Here is a 14,954-nt window from a genome sequence, read left to right as displayed (position 1 = left end):
AATATGTTAATGGAAGGTAAAAAAGGTCTTATCGTAGGAGTAGCAAATAATAAATCCATAGCTTATGGCATAGCTAAAGCGTGTGCTTCACAAGGTGCAAAACTTGCTTTTACTTTTTTAAATGAGGCTCTTAAAAAAAGAGTTGAACCTATCGCTGCTGAATTAGGGTCAAATTTTGTATATGAGCTTGATGTGAATAATGAAGAGCATTTAAATCAAATTCCACAAAAGATTCAAAAAGATTTAACCGCTCTTGATTTTGTCGTCCATGCGGTTGCTTATGCTCCTAAAGAAGCACTGGAAAATTCTTTCTTGCAAACTTCAAAAGAAGCTTTTGATGTAGCAATGCAAACTTCGGTGTATTCTTTGCTTTCTCTCACACGTTCGCTCTTGCCCGTATTAAAAGATAATGCTTCGATTTTAACTCTAAGCTATTTGGGTGGAGTGAAATATGTCCCGCATTATAATGTTATGGGTGTTGCAAAAGCAGCATTAGAGAGTTCTGTGCGTTATTTGGCGAGAGATTTGGGATTAAGAGGAATACGTGTCAATGCTATTTCTGCAGGACCGATTAAAACCTTAGCAGCAAGTGGAATAGGAGATTTTAGAATGATTTTAAAATACAATGAAATCAATGCACCACTCAAACGCAATGTGAGCATAGAAGATGTAGGAAATTCTGCAATGTATCTTTTAAGTGATTTAGCAAGAGGGGTTACAGGAGAAATTCACTATGTCGATTCAGGTTATAATATCATGGGTATGGGCGATGTGGAGCTTGATGATGAAGGAAATACCATACTTTGCTGGGATAATAAAAATAAATGAAAATTCAAGATTTTGAAACTTTGCTTATAAAACAGCTCGAAGAGTTAAGAAATACGACTCTTAAAGATAAAAAACATATACGTGAAGAAAGCCTTAAAAATATCTTTAAATACCTTTCTTTGCCTAATGAACTTTTAGTCTTAGCTCAAGAGCTTTTAGAAATCGCTCCTAAAACCAAGATAGTATGGCTTCATCTTTGTGAATGCACAGGTTGCACAGAAAGTTTTTTAAGAAGTGTAAATCCGAGTTTTGATGAATTGATTTTTGACCTTTTTTCTTTAGAATATCACGAAACTTTAATGGCAGCAGATGGATTTTATTCTGAAGAGCTTTTAGATTCTGTTTTGGAAAAAGATTTTATTTTGGTTGTTGAAGGGGCAGTTGGTGCTATTGATACTTATTTTTTAACTTTAGGAGCTAAGGCTTGCAATGGCTTTGAACTTTTGCAAAAAATTGCTTCAAAGGCTCAAGCTATATTTGCTGTTGGAACTTGTTCAAGTTATGGTGGAATTCAAGCAGCACAACCAAATCCAAGTAAAAGTCTTGCAATTTCAGAAGTTTTAATGCAAAAGGTTGTTAATATTCCGGGCTGTCCTCCAAGTGATATTAATATCATAGGGAACTTGTTTTTTTATGCACTTTTTAAAATTTTACCTCAATGTGATGAGCAAAATCGTCCTATATGGGCTTATGGCAAGTGTTTGCACGATATGTGTGAAAGGAAAGCTCGATTTGAAAGCGGAATTTTTGCTCAAGAATTTGGTGATGATTTGGCTAAAAATGGAGCTTGTTTATTTAAGGTGGGTTGCAAGGGACCTTACACTTATAATAATTGTCCTAAGGTAAAATTTAACTCCAAAACCTCTTGGCCTGTTGCTGCTGGACATGGTTGTATTGCTTGTAGTGAGAAGGATTTTTGGGACGATTTTGGAAGTTATGAAAAACCTATGATTAATGCTTTTGCCTATAAAAATTTTTCATTTGAAGGGTTTAAATTTCGTGTTAAAACTCAAAAAGATGATAAAGATATAATCTTAAATTTTGAATCAATGCAAATTCTTTATAAAAACACTCAAAATGAGCTTTGCAATTTTTTAAATTTTGATTTTGAAAGCAATCTTAAGCTTATTTTGCAAAATATTGCTAAAAATAAACTTGGTGCTTCTTTGGTGCAAAATTATCAAAAAGAATTTACAAAAAATTATGACTTTATCCAAACTTATTTTGATGATAATTCTGTAATTTGCAGTGATTTATACACGCTTTTTAATTCATTTTATATTTTAACTCAAGGCGAAGTTTTAAAAGATATTAAAGAATTTTTAGCCTTAGCTAAGGTTTATAAATTTAAGCATGCTAGTCCTATGGATATTAAATTAAATTTAAGTGAAAATGAAGTAAAAATCGATGTTTCTAAAAGCTTTCGTATGCCTTTAATCTATCTTTGCGGTGGATTAGATTCTCAAGCCATTGCTTTTTCTTTAATGAATAATTTGGGTAAAAATTTAAGCAAGGCTTTGAAATTTCTAAGTCAAAATTTAAATCAAAGCTATGCTTTTGAATTTGGAAACTATGAAGAATTAAAAAGTATTTTTAATACTGAAAATCTTTAAGCTCTTTGCCCGTTCCAAGCAAGATAACGCAATCACCCGAATACACTATAATGGTTTCTAAATCAGGCAAAATTTCCCAATCACCATTTAATTTTTTATAAGCAATGATGTGCATATTTTGAGCAATTTGTTTAAGACTATTTCCAGCAAGTTTATCGTCTATATTGAGTTTTATAGCACGAATTGTATTTGCAGAAAGCTCAAAAACCTCAAAATTAACAGATTTAACAAGAAAATCTTTAACCAATCTTTTAGCACTTTCTTTTTCAGGATAAATCACTTTTGTGGCTCCAAGTTTTGAAAGAATTTGTCCATGAATGTTTGAAGTGGCTTTAGCGACAATATTTTTTGCTCCAATATCCTTAAGTGCCATAAGAGTGAGTATGCTTTTTTCAACACTTTCACCTATACTTATAATAACAACCCCTATATCGTGAAAACCTGCTTCTTTTAAGGCTGCGGTATTAGTAGAATCTAAAATATAAGCATAACTTGGAGAATGTTGAGTGTTTTTTAAAGCCTCTTCGTTTTTATCTGCAACAATGACGGTATATCCAGAAGCAAGAAGCTCGTCTGCTACAACCGAACCAAATTTTCCTAATCCTATAATCCCATAAGTTTCATTTTTCATAGATTGACGCGTCCTTTCGGGTATTTAATATGTATAGCCTTATCTTGACTGAAAATAGAAATAAAGAATGCAAAAACACCTATTCTTCCACTTAACATCATAATAATAACAATAATTTTGCTCACAGGGTTAAATTTCGCACAAAGAGAAAGTGAGCCTCCATCTCCGACTGAAAAACCCACCGTTGCAAAAGCTGATGAGGTTTCAAATAAAAGTGCAATGAATCGAATTTCTGATTCAAGCAAAGAAAGAAGTATGGTGCAAATGACTATATAAATTGCCGAGCCTACACCGATGACAAAGGCTTTATTAATAGTTTCTTGTGGAATTTCATAACCAAAAATTCTTACTCTTCCATTTCTTACAGACCAATAAGCATAGAGCACGAGCACGACAACCGTTGTTACTTTCATTCCTCCAGCTGTTCCTCCGGGTGCTCCACCTATAACCATAAACAAGGAACCAAAAAACAAACTTGCATCTTTAAAATAATAAACATCTAAAGTGTTAAACCCTGAAGTCCTAAAATTTACAGCAGTAAAATAAGAAGAGAGAAGTTTATCAAAAAAAGAGAAATTTCCAATGCTGTTTGGATTTGAATATTCTAAAATAAACATCATTAAAGTAGAAAAAACAATAAAAAAAAGAGTTGAAAAAACGACAATTTTAGTATGCAAACTAAGATTTTGTAATCGCTTTCTTTGGAAGAAATATAATTCAACAATAACAAAATATCCAAGCCCACCAATGATTACTAAGCTTGTAAAAATAAGATTGATGGCAATATCGTGTCTGTATTTTAATAGCCCATCTTCAAGTATATAAAAACCTGAATTATTAAAGGCACTGACAGAGTGAAAAAAACCAAACCAAAGAGCCTTTCCAAAGTCCATTTCTAAAGCAAATCGCAAAAAAAATAAAATGGTCCCAATGAATTCGATGATGACAATAAAAAGCAAAAGTTTTTTGAAAAAACTAAATAAGCCGTCCATTGATGAATGAACTAGAGATTCTTTAAGTAAATTTTTACCACTAAAACCGACTTTTTTACGAATTAATATATAGATAAAAAGCCCTATACCCATATATCCAAGCCCACCAATTTGCACAAGAATCAAGATGATAATTTGTCCATACAGAGTAAAATCACTTGCAGTATTTTTAACAATAAGTCCCGTCATACTCACTGCTGATGCACTTGTAAAAAAGGCATCTAAAAAACTAAGGGGCTTAGTATGGGCAAAATCTAAAGATAATAATAAAGAACCTGCCAAAGCAATGATAATATAACCACTTAGCAAGATTTTAAGAGTGCGTCTGTCAAATCCAAATTGTTTCAAAATTTCCTCAACATTTTTTGATAATACAAAATAATTCTATCTCAATAAAACTTTAATGCAAATAAATTTTTGTTTGATTTAAAGTTATATTAAATTTAAATAAGATATAATCACAACTTGCAATTAAATTTATATGGTTGGATAGCTCAGTCGGTAGAGCAGCAGACTGAAAATCTGCGTGTCGGCAGTTCGATTCTGCCTCTAACCACCATTTTAAAGCTGGTAAAACAAATTTTATTGAGATATTTTTTAATCTTTTGATTTAAATCACTTTTTTAAATAATCTTTAAAATTTAAATCCTTAATAATGGATTAGCATTTGATTTTATAAAAAATAAATTAGTTTTAAATATTGAAATACAAAGAATTCAATTTTAAAAAAATATGAATTGAATTGCTATAAAAATAAAGAAACTAAGCTTTTTACAATGAAATAAATTTTTATTAAGAGATAAAATCTTTTTTTAAATTTAATTTTTTTTTATTTATATCAAATACACATGATACAAAAAATTTTTTAAAATATTAATCAATTGTATTGTTTCATAGCAAATTAAGAAATTTTAAATTTAAATCAATTTTAAAGCTCACTCTCATAATATAAGAATTCTTATATTTTAAGATTATAAGTATGAAAGTTAAAAATAATTCTTTGCATAGACTTAAGATTGTTGAATTTTTCAAAATAAAATTCTACATTCAAAGCAAGTGTTTATTTGAGAATTCTTGGTAAAGTGATGCCTGTTTGGGCTTGATATTTACCTTTTTTATCTCTATAGGTTGTATCGCAAGGCTCATCACCTTGTAAAAACAATACCTGTGCTATACCTTCATTGGCATAAATTTTGGCTGGTAAGGGAGTGGTGTTTGAAATTTCTATGGTAATATGTCCCTCAAAACCCGGCTCAAATGGAGTAACATTAACGATAATCCCACATCTTGCATAGGTGCTTTTTCCAAGACAAATAGCTAAAACATCATCAGGCATTCTAAAATACTCTATCGTTCTTGCTAAAGCAAAAGAATTTGCAGGCACTATGCAAATATCACCAACAAAATCAACCACATTTTCCTCAACAAAATTTTTTGGATCAACAACGGTTGAATTAACATTAGTAAAAATTTTAAATTCCCTACCCACTCTTATATCATAACCATAGCTTGAAACTCCATAACTCACAACCCCTTTTCCAACATTTGCTTCACAAAAGGGTTCTATCATCTTAAATTCTTTTGCCATTTTTCTTATCCAATGATCCGCTTTAAGTCCCATGATTTACCTTTTTTAAACATTCTATAAGAATTATAACTAAAAAATTTTAATAAGATTTATGAATTTTGACTTAAAATTTTTAGATTTTAAAGTTAAATTTTAGGTTTTTCTATATAATAATAAATTGAGTTTTAAAATTAGGAGAAGTTTTATGACAAAAGAAGAGATTAAAGATTTAGTCAATTTATTTGCTGAAACGAATATTAGTAAAATCAAAATTAAAGATGAAAATGGCTTTGAAATTGAACTTGAAAAGGATATATATCCTCACTTAGAAAATCCCGTATGTCCTCCAGCTGCTACTCCACAGCCTATCAATGTGAATGTTGTCAATGAGGCTCAACATAACGCTTTAGCACATTCGAATAATCCAAGCATTAATAGCCCTATGGTAGGGACTTTTTATCAGGCTCCAAGTCCGGGTGCTACTCCTTTTGTCAAAGTAGGTTCTATGGTGAAAAAAGGTGATGTGATTGCCATTATTGAAGCGATGAAGATTATGAATGAAATTGAAGCAGAATTTAATTGTCGCATTATCGAAGTATTGGTGGCTGACGGACAGCCTGTTGAATTTGGTATGCCTTTATTTGTAGTGGAGAAGCTTTAATATGGAAATCAAAAGTATTTTAATTGCAAATCGTGGAGAAATTGCTCTACGTGCCTTAAGAACCATTAAAGAAATGGGAAAAAAGGCAATTTGCGTGTATTCTGAAGCTGATAAAGATGCACTCTATTTAAAATACGCTGACGCAAGTATTTGCATTGGCAAAGCAAGAAGCTCTGAAAGTTATCTTAATATCCCAGCAGTTATCAGTGCTACGGAGATTGCTGAAGCGGACGCAATTTTTCCGGGATATGGCTTTTTGAGTGAAAATCAAAATTTCGTTGAGATTTGTGCCAAACATAATATCAAATTCATAGGTCCATCTGTAGAAGCTATGGTTTTGATGAGTGATAAAAGCAAGGCAAAACAGGTTATGCAAAGAGCAGGCGTTCCGGTTATACCCGGAAGTGATGGGGCCTTAAAAGGTATTGAAGCAGCTAAAAAACTTGCTAAAGAGATAGGTTATCCTATAATTTTAAAGGCTGCTGCTGGTGGTGGCGGACGCGGTATGCGTGTGGTTGAAGGAGAAAAAGACTTAGAAAAAGCGTATTGGTCAGCTGAAAGTGAAGCCATGACAGCCTTTGGTGATGGGACTTTGTATATGGAAAAATACATACAAAATCCTCGTCATATTGAAGTGCAAATTATAGGCGATAGTTTTGGAAATGTGATTCATATTGGTGAAAGGGATTGCTCTATGCAAAGGAGGCATCAAAAACTCATCGAAGAAAGTCCGGCTATCTTGCTTGATGAAAAAACAAGAAAAAATTTACACCAAACAGCCATAAAGGCTGCTAAAGCCATAGGATACGAAGGAGCAGGTACTTTTGAATTTTTGGTGGATAAAAATTTAGATTTTTATTTTATAGAAATGAATACACGTTTGCAAGTGGAGCATTGTGTGAGTGAGATGGTGAGCGGGATTGATATTATCGAACAGATGATAAAAGTTGCTGAAGGATATGCCTTACCTCCTCAAGAGAACATTAAACTTAATGGACATTCTATAGAATGTAGAATTACAGCTGAAGATCCAAAAACTTTTTTGCCAAGTCCGGGAAAAATTATCAAATACATTCCTCCAGCAGGACGCAATGTGAGAATGGAAAGCCATTGTTATCAAGATTATAGTGTGCCTCCTTATTATGATTCGATGATAGGAAAACTTGTCGTTTGGGCTGAAGACAGACATAGGGCTATTGCTAAGATGAAAGTGGCTTTAGATGAATTGGTGATTCATGGGATTAAAACAACAAAGGATTTTCATTTAGCAATGATGGAAAATCCGGATTTTATAAGCAATAATTTTGATACAAATTACCTTGCAAGACATTAATTTTTAATCCTAATGAATCATTAGGATTAAATTGTCGCTTAAGCAAAAAATATTAACTTCTTTTAGAAATAAAATTTCACTCAAATCAAAACTATAAAAAACATTATTTTTTTAAAATTTTTACGCATATATTAGCTTTAGATAATTTTAAAGCAAATTCAAATTTTCATAATATTTTTATCTTATGCTAAAAATTAAAATAAAGACTAAATTTCAATTAACGATCCAAATATTCAATGCTAACTTTCGAGCGAAGTTTTTCAAAATAATCCTGTATATAATTTTGCCTTTGTTCATTGATATAAGCGTTTAGCACTTCGTTTTTGATTTGCTCATATTCTACATTTTGTTGATTGCTCTTGCTTTTAACTTCATAGAGTTCATAACCATCTCTTGAGTTTAAAACCGGAGAAAAATCACCGATTTCAATTTGAGATAAAAGTGCTAAAAGTCTTGGGTCAGCGTTATTTGGATTTAAATTAACATTATGGGCTTTCAGTTTTGTATGCTTAGTATTTTTTAAATTTTCTAAAATTTTTGCATCTTGTGAGCTATAAATATTGACATTGATATTTGCATAAAATACAAATTTATTTCTATTTTGCTCGAAAAATTTTTTTGCACCATCTTCGCTAAAATCTGTTTTGTTAGAATTTGCAATCTTTTCATAGAGCTTTCTTTTTTCCAAATCTTTTCTAAAATTTGCACGAAAACTCTCATAACTTTGTCCCTTAGCCTTTAAATTTGCACGAAATTGCTCTAAACTCATTCCTCCTTGAGCCATCATTTTTTTAATGCCTTCATCAACTTCAAGGTCATTAACAGAAATTTCAAATTGTTTTATTTGTGAAATTTCAATCTTTTCATTGATAAGCACATTTAAAGCTTGTTCTCTTGAAAGATTTAAAATTTTCATTGTTTGCTGTATGTCATAGCTTGTTATAGGTTCTTTATTCACCACAACAGCTATAGAATTTGTGAGGGTTGCATTCGCCAAATTCGCACAAAAAAATAAAAATATCCAAAATTTTTTCATAATTAAACCTTTATTTAAGTATAAATATAGCATTATACCGATTAAAATTTAAGAAAAGACAAAAAATGCAAAAAAAAATTATAACTCGTTTTGCCCCTTCACCTACCGGATACTTACATATAGGGGGTTTAAGAACAGCTCTTTATAATTATCTTTATGCAAAAAATAGGGGTGGAAAATTTTTATTGCGTATTGAAGATACAGATTTAAAACGCAATTCTCAAGAGGCTACTCAAGCAATTATTGAAGCTTTTAAATGGTGCGGACTTCATTGTGATGAAGAAATTGTATATCAATCTAAACGTTTAGAGCTTTATAAACAATACATTCAAAAACTTTTAGATGAAAAAAAAGCGTATTATTGTTATACAAGTAAAGAGGAGCTTGATGAACTGAGAAAGGCTCAAGAAGCCAGAAAAGAACGTCCAAGATACGATGGCAGATATAGAGATTTTAAGGGTATTGCTCCAAGTGGGATTGAACCTGTTGTACGCATTAAGGCTCCACTTAGTGGCGAAATTTCTTTCAATGATGGCATTAAGGGTGAAATCAAATTTAAAGTCGCGGATATTTTAGATGATTTTATCATTGCAAGAAGCGATGGAACACCTACTTATAATTTTACTGTGGTCATTGATGATGCTTTAATGGGAATAAGTGATGTGATAAGAGGAGATGATCATCTTTCAAATACCCCTAAACAAATCGTGCTTTATGAGGCTTTAGGTTTTGAAATTCCTCAATTTTTTCATTTAGCGATGATCCATGGAGAAGATGGCAAAAAACTTTCAAAAAGACACGGAGCCACCGATGTAATGGAATACAAAGCAATGGGAATTTTACCTGAAGCTTTGCTTAATTTTTTAGTGCGTTTGGGTTGGAGTCATAATGATGATGAAATTTTTTCTTTAGCAGAACTTGAAAAGCTTTTCAATCCTCATCATATCAGCAAAAGTGCTTCATCTTATAGTTTTAAAAAACTCGAGTGGCTCAATGCACATTATATTAAAACCTTACCTTTTGAAAGGATTAATCAACAATTAAAAGATTTAAATTTTGATTTAAGTGCTGTGCATAAAGCTGGATTTTTGCTTGATATTTTAAGACAAAGAGCCAAGACTCTACTTGAACTCATTTTGGGTGCAAAAAGCATTTTAGAGCCTCCAAAACATTATGATGAAGTGGCGGTAAAAAAATTTGTCAATGATGAAAATCTCATCTTTCTTGAAAAATTTGCAAATGCCCTCAAAGCTCAAAGCAATGCAAAAGAATTTGAGGATTTTACAAATGAATTTTTAGAAAAAAATGGGATAAAACTCAAAGACATAGCTCAAGCTCTACGCATTGCTTTAACAGGAAATGCGGTAAGTCCTAGTATCTTTGAAGTGCTTGAGTTTTTAGGCATACAAGAATGCAAACAAAGAATACAAAAATTTTTAGAATTTAGGAAAAAACAATGAATTTAAAAGAAGAAGCTTTAAAATATCATTTAGGCGGGAAAATTGACATCACGCCGAGCAAGGCTATGAATTCAAGCCATGATTTATCTTTAGCTTATAGTCCGGGTGTTGCTGAACCTTGTCTTGAAATTGCAAGGGATGAGGAACTTGCATATATTTATACAAACAAAGCAAATTTAGTTGCTGTTGTCAGTGATGGAAGTGCAGTTTTAGGACTTGGAAATATCGGTGCAGCAGCGAGTAAGCCTGTTATGGAAGGCAAGGCTTGTTTGTTTAAGAAATTTGCGAATGTGAATGCTTATGATATAGAAATTAATGTCCATAGTGTTGAAGAGATTGTAGCCTTTTGTAAGGCTTTGGCACCAACTTTTGGAGGAATTAATCTCGAAGATATTGCAGCACCAAAATGTTTTGAGATTGAAGCGGCTTTACAGAATTTAGGCATACCTGTTATGCACGATGATCAGCACGGCACAGCCATTATTTCGAGTGCAGGACTTATAAATGCTATGGAGATTAGCGGAAAAAGTTTTAAAAATATCAAAGTTGTCATTAGTGGTTCGGGTGCTGCAGGTATAGCAAGTGCTAGAATGTATAGAACTTTAGGGGTTGAAAATATCATTTTAATTGATTCTCAAGGTGTGGTGCATAAAGACAGAGAAAATTTAAGCAAAGAAAAGCTTGAATTTGCAATCTCTTGCAAGGAAAGAACATTAAAAGAGGTTATAAAAGGAGCCGATGTTTTTCTAGGACTTTCAAAACCAAAAATTCTTGATGAAGAAATGGTTTTATCGATGGCAAAAAATCCTATCATTTTTGCTTTGGCAAATCCTACTCCAGAAGTGATGCCAGAACTTGTAGAAAGCCTTAGAAATGATGTGATTATGGGAACGGGACGCAGTGATTATCCTAACCAAATTAACAATGTCTTAGTGTTTCCTTTTATCTTTAGGGGAGCTTTAGATACACACGCATCTCAAATCACTGAAAATATGAAAATTGCCGCTGCTAGAGCCTTGGCTGATTTAGCAAAATTACCTATAAGTGAAGAGGTAAAAAGAGCTTATAATATCAAGCAATTAGATTTTGGAAAAGATTATGTGATACCAAAACCTTTTGATAAAAGGGTTAAAGCAGCTGTAAGTACGGCAGTAGCAAGTGCAGCAGTTAAAGATGGAGTCGCAAAGCTTAAAAATTTTGATGAAAAAACTTATTTTAAAAGTCTTGATAATTAATAATTTTTAAATTAATTTAAAACAAAATAAGGATATAAGCTTATGATTTTTGGAAAGATCGATTATATCAATTTATTGCCTTTGCACATTTATTTGAAAAAATACCCTTTACCTAGCGGTTTAAAGAAAACTATGGAATACAAAAAAGGAGTTCCAAGTCAATTAAATAGGGCTTTATTTTATAGAAGAATTGACGCAGCTATCATTTCAAGTGTAGAGAGTGCAAGGGCGAAATATCGGAATTTAAATCTTGGAATTTGTGCAAATCAAAAGGTTTGGAGTGTGATTATACAAAAAGATGTTAAAAATGCTAAAGACCCAAGTTCAGCCACTTCTAATGTCCTTGCTCGTGTGCTTAAGCAAAATGGCAAAGTGATTATAGGAGATGAGGCTTTAAGGCTTTATTTAGAAGACAGCTCAAAATTTATTGACCTTTGTTCTTTGTGGTATGAAAAAACGGGACTTCCTTTTGTATTTGCGAGATTTTCTTGCATCAAACAAAGAAATTTTTACTCAAAAATTTTCAAAAAATTCACTCAAACTAAGATTAAAATTCCTTATTATATTCTTGAAAAATACTCTCAAACAAGAAATATTTCTCCAAAAAATATCAAAGCTTATCTTCAAGTAATTTATTATAAAATAGAACACAAAGAACGTAAGGCTTTAAAAATATTTTTTAAACAAATTAAAAACAAGGGAGTAAGATGAGTACTTATATCAATGGAATATTGCAAAGTATCAAGCAAAGTAATGGCGATGGAGTGTTTTTGCAGGCTGCAACAGAAGTTTTACAATCTTTGGAACCGATTTTAAAAGCGGAAAAGAAATACCAAAATCATAATGTTTTAGAAAGACTTGTTATCCCAGAAAAGACAAGTATTTTTAGAGTGGTTTATACAGGAGATGATGGTAAAGCAAAGGCTCATTTTGGTTATAGAGTGCAATTTAATTCAGCTCTTGGACCCTATAAAGGAGGACTTAGATTCCACCCAAGTGTCAATCTTGATGTTTTAAAATTCTTAGGTTTTGAGCAAATTTTTAAAAATTCACTCACGGGTTTGATGATGGGCGGTGGAAAAGGAGGTTCAAATTTTGACCCTAAGGGCAAAAGTGATGCTGAAATTATGAGATTTTGTCAAGCTTTTATGCTCGAGCTTAGTAAGATTATCGGTGCAAATACAGATGTCCCAGCGGGTGATATAGGTGTTGGAGGTCGAGAAATAGGCTATATGTTTGGAGCCTATAAAAAAATTACAAATCTTTTCAATGGCACTCTTACAGGAAAAAATATCTCTTGGGGTGGCTCTCTTGTTAGACCTGAAGCTACGGGATATGGTTGTGTGTATTTTGCGTATGAAATGCTGAAAAAAGCTAAGCAATCTTTAGAGGGTAAAACCTGTGCTGTAAGCGGAAGTGGAAATGTGGCAATTTATACTATAGAAAAACTTCAAGAATTAGGTGCTAAAGCCGTAACTATTAGCGATAGTTCGGGTTTTGTGTATGATAAAAATGGCATTGATTTAGAACTTTTAAAAGAGATTAAAGAAGTAAAACGCGGTCGAGTGAGTGATTATGCTAAGCTTAGAAAAGGTAGTGTTTATACTGAAGTTAAAAAATACACAAAAGGCACAAATGGAGTTTGGAGCATACCTTGCGATGGAGCCTTTCCAAGTGCAACTCAAAATGAATTGAATTTAAATGACATTAAAACCCTTTATAATAATGGCTGTCGCTTTGTCGCTGAGGGTGCTAATATGCCAAGCACACTTGAGGCGATTAATTTTATGTTGGATAAAAAAGATTTTCTTTTTGCTCCAGCTAAGGCTGCAAACGCCGGTGGTGTTGCAACTTCTGGACTCGAAATGCAACAAAATGCAGCTATGACTCAATGGAGTTTTAAGGAAGTCGATGAAAAACTTCATCGCATTATGAAAGATATTTTTTACAATACCTATGAAACTGCTAAAGAATTTAAATATACAGGAAATTTAGTCGTTGGTTCAAATATAGCAGGCTTTAAAAAAGTTGCTGATGCTATGATTGATCAAGGATATATTTAGCATATTTTCAGCCTAGTTTAAATTTTAAACTAGGTTTGATTTTTTTAATAATTTGCTCATTTTATAAAAATAAAATGCCTAAAATGTAGGAGTATGGCTAGGAGTATGGCTGGATTTTGAATGATTTGATTTAAAATGATTGATATTTTATGATTAAAAAGTAAAATTCTAAAGCAGATTTTGATGATATAAGAAATAAATTTTGTATGATTTTTTTATTATAAAATAAAGCAAAAATTCATTCATAATGATGAAAATTGATTAAAATCCTTAAAAAACTTTTATTATGCAAATGAATATAAAAACGCAATTTTAAAATGAATGCATCTGTAAAAATTTTATAATCACAATCAAGAAATATAAAAGATTTTATTTGGCTTGCAGTTTTTAAAAAATCAAGTATAAAATCAAGCTTTTTTAATTTTTTATCACAAAGAAATCAGCCATAATTTTATCCACTTAAAACATAGCAATTTAGGATTTATGCTCTCATCAATGTTTTAAAGCACAAAGAGAAATTTAAAAAATTAGAGATTTTATACACAAAAATTTTAAAGAAGAATTTGATTGTTCTTGTGAGCTAAGTTGATTAAAGCAATAAAAAATCCCCTATAAATTTTCTAAAATTATAGGGGTATAAATTGATTTTTAAATAAAATTTACAAAAAACAACCATGAATTAAAATTTAAACGCATTAATCTCACTGCTAATTTCTATCGTCCTTTTATCAAGTTCATCGGCTGAATTAGAGATTTTATTCATTTGATTTGAAATTTTATGTAAATTTTCATTTAAGGTTTTATTATTGCTTAGCAATGTCCTTGATTCATCTGTCAATATTTCCGAACTATTTATAGTGTCTTTAGCTAAATTAGAAACATTAATGATTTTGTTTGTAATCGATTCGATATTTTTTTGAATATCTTGAGAATTTTGGACGAAATTATAAAATCTTTTTGCATTTTCTGTAATTTCCACACTCACATCGTTGATAGATTTAGCTATGGTATTGATTGTAATATTGATTTGATTAAGACTTGTTTGAGTTTGTTCAGCAAGTTTTCTTACTTCATCAGCCACCACAGCAAAACCGCGTCCGTGTTCTCCCGCACGAGCTGCTTCAATGGCAGCATTAAGGGCAAGCAAATTCGTTTGGTCTGCAATATCTGCAATCGTTGTAAGCACACTTTTGATATTTTGAGCTTCTTTGTCAAGTTCAGTTACCCTGTGAGCCAAACTTTCTTGATTTTGTGCATCGTTAGTAACATTTTGTGCAAAATTATTAATCGTTTGAGCTGTGAGAGCAAGTTCTTCTCTTGCAGTGATAATGTCATTCATTGTTTCATTTGTTTTTTGCATATTTAAATTTAAAGATTGTTCAACATTAAACCCAATTTTATTAGCTGCATTAGACAAATCAAATCCTTGCTGTATTTTTTCTAGCACCTCTTTTGCACTTTGAAACAAAGCTTCAGAAATATTGACATTTTGTTTGCTGTGAAGATTGAGTTGAATAAAAATTTGTTTGATTGAA

The 14,954-nt window shown here is 31.7% G+C and carries 12 protein-coding genes, 1 tRNA gene and 1 pseudogene; 9 read left to right on the top strand and 5 right to left on the bottom strand.

From position 1 onward, the window contains the following. Window positions 1–3 precede the first annotated feature (3 nt). Together fabI and CCUN_RS02725 are read left to right on the top strand one after the other, a co-directional pair. Complete coding sequence (gene fabI / locus CCUN_RS02730) at window positions 4–828, top strand: enoyl-ACP reductase FabI (RefSeq protein ID WP_027306365.1); 825 nt, start codon at window positions 4–6, stop codon at window positions 826–828. Then, window positions 825–2,441 (top strand): hydrogenase small subunit, encoded by a 1,617-nt coding sequence (locus CCUN_RS02725; protein WP_084483713.1) that lies wholly within the window; start codon window positions 825–827, stop codon window positions 2,439–2,441. Before fabI ends, CCUN_RS02725 begins: the two co-directional genes overlap by 4 nt. On the opposite strand, the gene CCUN_RS02720 is transcribed toward CCUN_RS02725, so the two are convergent. Further along, window positions 2,422–3,072 (bottom strand): potassium channel family protein, encoded by a 651-nt coding sequence (locus CCUN_RS02720; protein ID WP_027306366.1) that lies wholly within the window; start codon window positions 3,070–3,072, stop codon window positions 2,422–2,424. The two genes, CCUN_RS02725 and CCUN_RS02720, sit on opposite strands and share 20 nt — an antisense overlap. Further along, window positions 3,069–4,412, bottom strand: a complete 1,344-nt coding sequence (locus CCUN_RS02715; protein WP_027306367.1) for a TrkH family potassium uptake protein — start codon at window positions 4,410–4,412, stop codon at window positions 3,069–3,071. The genes CCUN_RS02720 and CCUN_RS02715 overlap by 4 nt, the downstream gene beginning before the upstream one ends. Before the next feature lie 135 nt (window positions 4,413–4,547). Between CCUN_RS02715 and CCUN_RS02710 the strand changes: the two genes are divergently transcribed. Next, window positions 4,548–4,623, top strand: a tRNA-Phe gene (locus tag CCUN_RS02710). A 501-nt stretch (window positions 4,624–5,124) separates the two neighbouring features. Here the strand turns inward: CCUN_RS02710 and dcd are convergent. After that, window positions 5,125–5,685: a dCTP deaminase gene (gene dcd, locus CCUN_RS02705; RefSeq protein WP_027306368.1), complete on the bottom strand. Its 561-nt coding sequence runs from the start codon at window positions 5,683–5,685 to the stop codon at window positions 5,125–5,127. 151 nt (window positions 5,686–5,836) lie between these two features. Between dcd and accB the strand changes: the two genes are divergently transcribed. Both accB and CCUN_RS02695 read left to right on the top strand, forming a co-directional pair. Continuing rightward, window positions 5,837–6,292 carry an acetyl-CoA carboxylase biotin carboxyl carrier protein gene (gene accB / locus CCUN_RS02700; RefSeq protein WP_027306369.1) on the top strand — a complete coding sequence of 152 codons (456 nt, stop codon included), beginning with the start codon at window positions 5,837–5,839 and terminating at the stop codon, window positions 6,290–6,292. A gap of 1 nt (window position 6,293) precedes the next feature. After that, window positions 6,294–7,625, top strand: coding sequence for an acetyl-CoA carboxylase biotin carboxylase subunit (locus CCUN_RS02695; RefSeq protein WP_027306370.1), 1,332 nt, complete (start codon window positions 6,294–6,296; stop codon window positions 7,623–7,625). A 217-nt stretch (window positions 7,626–7,842) separates the two neighbouring features. On the opposite strand, the gene CCUN_RS02690 is transcribed toward CCUN_RS02695, so the two are convergent. Further along, the gene (locus tag CCUN_RS02690; RefSeq protein ID WP_027306371.1) at window positions 7,843–8,661 is read right to left on the bottom strand and encodes a SurA N-terminal domain-containing protein; all 819 of its coding nucleotides are present in this window, start codon (window positions 8,659–8,661) and stop codon (window positions 7,843–7,845) included. Between the two features lie 65 nt (window positions 8,662–8,726). Here CCUN_RS02690 and gltX point away from each other — a divergent pair, with 65 nt between their 5' ends. From gltX to gdhA, 4 genes are read left to right on the top strand one after another with little or no spacing between them, the layout of a single operon-like run. Next, window positions 8,727–10,121: a glutamate--tRNA ligase gene (gltX, locus tag CCUN_RS02685; RefSeq protein ID WP_027306372.1), complete on the top strand. Its 1,395-nt coding sequence runs from the start codon at window positions 8,727–8,729 to the stop codon at window positions 10,119–10,121. After that, window positions 10,118–11,356 carry a malic enzyme-like NAD(P)-binding protein gene (locus tag CCUN_RS02680; RefSeq protein ID WP_027306373.1) on the top strand — a complete coding sequence of 413 codons (1,239 nt, stop codon included), beginning with the start codon at window positions 10,118–10,120 and terminating at the stop codon, window positions 11,354–11,356. Before gltX ends, CCUN_RS02680 begins: the two co-directional genes overlap by 4 nt. A gap of 42 nt (window positions 11,357–11,398) precedes the next feature. Beyond that, window positions 11,399–12,067 carry an MqnA/MqnD/SBP family protein gene (locus tag CCUN_RS02675; protein ID WP_027306374.1) on the top strand — a complete coding sequence of 223 codons (669 nt, stop codon included), beginning with the start codon at window positions 11,399–11,401 and terminating at the stop codon, window positions 12,065–12,067. Next, complete coding sequence (gene gdhA, locus CCUN_RS02670; RefSeq protein ID WP_027306375.1) at window positions 12,064–13,419, top strand: NADP-specific glutamate dehydrogenase; 1,356 nt, start codon at window positions 12,064–12,066, stop codon at window positions 13,417–13,419. Before CCUN_RS02675 ends, gdhA begins: the two co-directional genes overlap by 4 nt. A gap of 679 nt (window positions 13,420–14,098) precedes the next feature. Here the strand turns inward: gdhA and CCUN_RS10250 are convergent. Next, window positions 14,099–14,623 (bottom strand): annotated as a pseudogene (locus tag CCUN_RS10250) (methyl-accepting chemotaxis protein); the annotation flags it as partial. Window positions 14,624–14,954 lie beyond the last annotated feature (331 nt).

This window comes from Campylobacter cuniculorum DSM 23162 = LMG 24588, from assembly GCF_002104335.1.
Classification (GTDB): domain Bacteria; phylum Campylobacterota; class Campylobacteria; order Campylobacterales; family Campylobacteraceae; genus Campylobacter_D; species Campylobacter_D cuniculorum.
The sequence above is the reverse complement of the archived record's forward strand: the minus strand, read 5'-3'. Positions and strand labels throughout refer to the sequence as shown.

Bases quoted from the DNA above. Each gene is read 5' to 3' on its own strand.
- CCUN_RS02695 (WP_027306370.1), top strand. From the start codon at position 6,294: ATGGAAATCAAAAGTATTTTAATTGCAAATCGTGGAGAAATTGCTCTA.
- CCUN_RS02675 (WP_027306374.1), top strand. From the start codon at position 11,399: ATGATTTTTGGAAAGATCGATTATATCAATTTATTGCCTTTGCACATT.
- gltX (WP_027306372.1), top strand. From the start codon at position 8,727: ATGCAAAAAAAAATTATAACTCGTTTTGCCCCTTCACCTACCGGATAC.
- CCUN_RS02680 (WP_027306373.1), top strand. From the start codon at position 10,118: ATGAATTTAAAAGAAGAAGCTTTAAAATATCATTTAGGCGGGAAAATT.
- CCUN_RS02725 (WP_084483713.1), top strand. From the start codon at position 825: ATGAAAATTCAAGATTTTGAAACTTTGCTTATAAAACAGCTCGAAGAG.
- CCUN_RS02690 (WP_027306371.1), bottom strand. From the start codon at position 8,661: ATGAAAAAATTTTGGATATTTTTATTTTTTTGTGCGAATTTGGCGAAT.
- gdhA (WP_027306375.1), top strand. From the start codon at position 12,064: ATGAGTACTTATATCAATGGAATATTGCAAAGTATCAAGCAAAGTAAT.
- fabI (WP_027306365.1), top strand. From the start codon at position 4: ATGTTAATGGAAGGTAAAAAAGGTCTTATCGTAGGAGTAGCAAATAAT.
- CCUN_RS02720 (WP_027306366.1), bottom strand. From the start codon at position 3,072: ATGAAAAATGAAACTTATGGGATTATAGGATTAGGAAAATTTGGTTCG.
- accB (WP_027306369.1), top strand. From the start codon at position 5,837: ATGACAAAAGAAGAGATTAAAGATTTAGTCAATTTATTTGCTGAAACG.
- dcd (WP_027306368.1), bottom strand. From the start codon at position 5,685: ATGGGACTTAAAGCGGATCATTGGATAAGAAAAATGGCAAAAGAATTT.